Annotated in this window: 6 protein-coding genes; 3 read left to right on the top strand and 3 right to left on the bottom strand. The window is 32.5% G+C overall.

The window, feature by feature from the left end; all coding sequences use genetic code 11:
• Positions 1-203: 203 nt before the first annotated feature.
• Together dut and ACJ5GX_RS02380 are read left to right on the top strand one after the other, a co-directional pair.
• A complete protein-coding gene (gene dut, locus ACJ5GX_RS02375) occupies positions 204-626 on the top strand; it encodes a dUTP diphosphatase (protein ID WP_495292661.1) in 423 nt (140 codons plus the stop codon).
• A 68-nt stretch (positions 627-694) separates the two neighbouring features.
• The gene (locus ACJ5GX_RS02380; protein ID WP_052264872.1) at positions 695-1,372 is read left to right on the top strand and encodes a hypothetical protein; all 678 of its coding nucleotides are present in this window, start codon (positions 695-697) and stop codon (positions 1,370-1,372) included.
• A 99-nt stretch (positions 1,373-1,471) separates the two neighbouring features.
• On the opposite strand, the gene nusB is transcribed toward ACJ5GX_RS02380, so the two are convergent.
• Genes nusB through yidC form a run of 3 tightly spaced genes read right to left on the bottom strand, consistent with a single transcriptional unit; the run spans position 1,472 to position 4,069 of the window.
• Positions 1,472-1,954, bottom strand: coding sequence for a transcription antitermination factor NusB (gene nusB / locus ACJ5GX_RS02385; protein ID WP_006014794.1), 483 nt, complete (start codon positions 1,952-1,954; stop codon positions 1,472-1,474).
• On the bottom strand, positions 1,954-2,382 hold the full coding sequence (locus ACJ5GX_RS02390; protein ID WP_052264871.1) for a 6,7-dimethyl-8-ribityllumazine synthase: 429 nt from the start codon (positions 2,380-2,382) through the stop codon (positions 1,954-1,956). Before ACJ5GX_RS02390 ends, nusB begins: the two co-directional genes overlap by 1 nt.
• Positions 2,360-4,069 carry a membrane protein insertase YidC gene (gene yidC, locus ACJ5GX_RS02395; protein WP_019236304.1) on the bottom strand — a complete coding sequence of 570 codons (1,710 nt, stop codon included), beginning with the start codon at positions 4,067-4,069 and terminating at the stop codon, positions 2,360-2,362. The genes ACJ5GX_RS02390 and yidC overlap by 23 nt, the downstream gene beginning before the upstream one ends.
• A 113-nt stretch (positions 4,070-4,182) precedes the next feature.
• On the opposite strand from yidC, the gene ACJ5GX_RS02400 reads away from it, so the two are divergent.
• Positions 4,183-4,478: retroviral-like aspartic protease family protein (locus ACJ5GX_RS02400; protein ID WP_495292662.1), on the top strand; the 296-nt coding region annotated here is incomplete at its 3' end.

A 4,478-nucleotide genomic window follows, 5' to 3' on the forward strand; every position in this document is an offset into this window, starting at 1 on the left:
ACATGCTAAAATAATACACATGTGGAGTCATGAATAACAGCAAAGCAAAGACTTCCAGAAGTGTGACTCAACTTTATCAACAATGGCATACCTACTAAATGCATAATATTTTATGCATTGTATGTACTTACATACACCACAATACGTTCATGTAAATATTCTCCTATTAATCAATGATTTTCAGCTAAATATCATCAACCGCCGTGAAAAGTCCAGCTGGCCATTTTTTAGGCTATATGTATCAAAGGACCACATCGATCGATCTTTATGCTGCATTGAATGACTCTGCTGTTTTAAATCCACTTGAGAGATTACTTGTTCCAACTGGAATTGTGATTGCAATACCAAACGGTTTTGAGGGGCAAATCCGCCCACGTTCTGGGCTTGCTGCAAAACATGGAATCACTGTCTTAAATTCTCCGGGCACTATAGACTCCGATTATCGAGGTGAAGTTAAAGTTTGCCTAATCAATCTAAGTAATCAGCCATATGAAATAAAAAGAGGAGATAGAATTGCACAAATTCTTATCACTCCTGTACCTGAGATAATTTGGAACAACATAGAAGAATTCTATGCAAAAGAAACTGCTCGCAATGAAGGAGGCTTCGGCTCAAGTGGTAGATAATTTATTGTTTATAAGTTGACAATAATAATTCTTTACATACAACTTTAATTAATTTAAATGAGGCAATTATGTTAATTTTTAAAAACCACCGTGGCCAGCTCCAAAAAACAAATACTGCACTTTTAGTACTTACTTCTCTGTATGTTATAGGCGCAGCAGTAGCACTTTCATCACCATATTTGATGTCTTCAACTTATATACTTGCTCCACTTGCAGCTTTTGCAGCTACACCACTTGGAATGAGTGTTTTAGCATTTGTTACTGTTGCACTGATTAGTTTAGCAATATATTCCTTCATGAAAAATAATGAAATATCTGAACTTAAAGCTCCGAGAATTGTTGCTGGTAGCTCTCAAAGATACCTGATGTTGCAGGTAACAAATAAAGATCTTGAATTTATTGAAAAGAACTATAAGAACGAAAATGGTGAATATACTATAGATTTTACTAACTCAAAAGGCGAAGTATTCAAAGCTGAGAGTTATGGTCAGATCAGATATATTGATAATCCTGATCCAATCTTGCTTGGCAACACTAAACTCCTTGATATACATCAGCTATACAAGAAGAAAGGGGATAGTACATTTGAACAGATAAATTGTGGACAGGAGTTAAAAACGTTAGGTTTAAACGTTGAAGAAAATAATGTTCAAGAACTAACCATCGAATTTGTGCCAAGCTCAATTGTTAAGTCACCAAAAGTTGAACACGAAAAGCCAGAAAGATTATTAATCAGCCAAGTATAAAAGGAATAAGTCTTCCCTTCATTTTTTAGTGTTAATGACTTAAACTTATTGTAGAAACTGTCTCAAAAAATAGATATTCACATACTTGTAAGAAATTTGCTAAGGATTTTTATTTAGTCTGACTGCATCCTTTACCTTATCTAACAACCCATTAATAAAGCCAATTTTGTTTGGAGCATCAAGTAAATCAGATGCAATGTTAGTATATTCATTAATAACAATTGGTGCTGGTGTATCAAAATCAATTAACTCACATACTGCAATACGCAAAATAGATAAGCTTATAAGATTTAATCGTGAAAGTGACCAGCTTGGGTGTAAATAAGACTCTATTATTTTATCATATTCTTCACTGCTTTTTATAACCTTACATAACAAGTTTTCTAAGAACTGATGTTCAAATTCTTCACATTCAAATATATCTTTCAACGTACTTATGTAGTCCTTAAGCTCACAATTTTCCAATTTAAAAGTGCTTTTGTTGTAACTTACAAAAATATTTGAATAAGCAATTTGTACAGCAAGAAATCTTGCCGTACTTCTTTTTATGCGCCACTTTTTATCTACTGGTTTTTCCTCCATTATTTTAATTTATTGTGTAGATCTATCATATGCAAAACAGTTGAGGCTGCATGGCCACCAACGTTCTTTTTATTTTTGTCAGCTCTAATTAGTGCTTTATCTTTGCTGTCAGCGGTAATTACGCCCATACCAAGGGGTATTGCATAATGCATAATAACTTCATTTAAGCCTTCGATTACTCCTTTACAAACGTATTTATAATGATCAGTTTCACCGCGAATCACGCACCCAAGAGCTAAATAACCGTCATAATTAGCATTCTTGCTTTTTACTGCAAAGAGAATTGTAGCTGGTATCTCAAATGCACCAGGAACTTCAATTATGTCATAGCTTGCATGACTTTCTTTTAATCTATCGACTGCACCTTCAAGCAAAAGGTTCGCTATTTCGGTATAATAAATTGAATTAACTATTAGTATTTTCGACATTTATCCCGACTTTTCTTGTTAAGAAGAACTTTATTAAGTATTGTTGAACCAGAGTTATAATATTACTAAATATCCAATATATTACCAGGCCGGCAGGAAAAGAAGAAAAAATAAAGACGGAAATGTAAGGTAAAAACTTCATAACATTTACTTGAATATCATCTTTACTGGTTTGATCTTTCTCACTTAGCTTCTGCTGAATTATCATGGTAGCGCCGAAAATTATAGGTAAAATGCCTATAGAAATAGGAAAGTTATAATTAAACAACCCAAATAATGTAAAAATGTTTGTTGGATCAGAAGCTGAAAGATCCTTAATCCATAAATAAAAAGGGGCGTGTCTCATCTCTATAGTAACAAATAATACTTTATACAGAGCAAAAAATACTGGTATTTGTATGAGCATAGGGAAAATGCTCGACATTGGATTTACATTGTTTCTCTTGAACAACGCAATTGTCTCTTTGTGCTGCTTTAAGCTGTCATTTTTGTACAACTCTTTTATACGAGTTAATTCAGGCTGCAGGCTTTTCACCTTGAACATCGAAATATATGATCTATTAGATAAGGGAAGCATCAAAAGTTTGATTACTAAAGTTAGCAATAATATTGCTAAGCCAAAATTTTTCAAAACAAAGTTAAAATATTCAAGCAGTAAAAACACCGGCTTGGTTATAAAATAAAGAACACCAAAATCTACAGCCTTATCAAACAAAGGTATATTGAGAGTGTCTTTATAAGAATCAAGTAAATTCAATTTCTTTGCCCCAGCAAAAAAGTAGTTCAGAGTAGAAACACTTGCACCAGGGAGTATGTGTTTGTAAGGTTTAACAAAATCTACTTGAAACTTATCAATGTTATTAACATTCGTATGCTTAATACTTACATTTATTTGATCAGATTTTTCAGGTATGATAGCTGTAAACCAATATTTATCAGCAAAACCAAACCAACTTTTTTCACTTGTGCTGGCCTTTATTAAACGTTTCTTGGAAATATCCTTATATGTCCACTCCTCTAGTTTATTGTTAAATGCACCTAGTACTCCTTCATGTGATATCCAATAGGATTCGTTAATATTATCACGTTTACGATTGATTTTACCATAGGGAACCAAAACTACATTATCTTTTGTATTGTTTTCAATAATTTGCTCAACTTTAAACATGTAGTTATCGTCAAGGCTAATTTTCATTCTAAATAAAATGCCATTTTCATTATCCCAAAATAAATTGACCTCTTTTTGATTGAGTTTATCTGCTTGCCATACTGTTTTAGAATCTGGAACTTTAATCTTTTCATTCGGATCGAGCCACCCAAATTCTGCGAAATATACATCTTTTGATTCTGCAGGTGACAGTAACACCACTTGTGGAGAAGAAGAACTCGGTTCTAAGTGGTAGTTAGTTAAGATTAAGTCATCAAACCTTGCACCTTTCAGAGAAATTGATCCTTCAAGCATGTTATTGGTTAAATTAACTCTCTGTTCTCTAGTAGAATTAATAATTTCAGAACGATTTTGGTATATCATAGGAGCAAGGTCGTTAGAAGATTCGATATGTTCAATATTTTCAATCGATGGTTGGCTTTGGCTCGTGTTAAGAAAATTATCATAAATAATATGCCATAATACTATAATCAATATAGAAAGAATTGTTGCTAAAATTAAATTTTTTGCTTCTGACATGAAATTAAATCGAACATACCTCCTTAAAGTATATATTAAATATTGTACTAAAACAATAAAATTTACTTATTTTTAATAATAGCTTTTAACGCTAATCTTAAAAATTTACTCTTATGGCTTCAAATTTTAATAATATGAATGCAGCAAAAAATCTAGTTATTTGGCTACTGATAATAGTCATTACTGCAATGTTTATTGATTCACAAGGGGATAAACTAAGCAATAGGTTTCTGAGCACTTTTCTACCGTACAAAGGAAGGGTTCAAAATGGCGGAAGTATTGAATTTACAAAGTCATACGATGGACACTTTTATATTCAAGCTCAAGTCAATGATCGTAATATAACGTTTTTGCTTGATACCGGAGCAACTGATATTGTTCTATCGCAAAAAGATGCGTTACATGCTGG

It is taken from the genome of Wolbachia endosymbiont of Tuta absoluta (assembly GCF_059414725.1).

Bases quoted from the DNA above. Each gene is read 5' to 3' on its own strand.
- yidC (WP_019236304.1), bottom strand. From the start codon at position 4,069: ATGTCAGAAGCAAAAAATTTAATTTTAGCAACAATTCTTTCTATATTG.
- ACJ5GX_RS02380 (WP_052264872.1), top strand. From the start codon at position 695: ATGTTAATTTTTAAAAACCACCGTGGCCAGCTCCAAAAAACAAATACT.
- nusB (WP_006014794.1), bottom strand. From the start codon at position 1,954: ATGGAGGAAAAACCAGTAGATAAAAAGTGGCGCATAAAAAGAAGTACG.
- ACJ5GX_RS02390 (WP_052264871.1), bottom strand. From the start codon at position 2,382: ATGTCGAAAATACTAATAGTTAATTCAATTTATTATACCGAAATAGCG.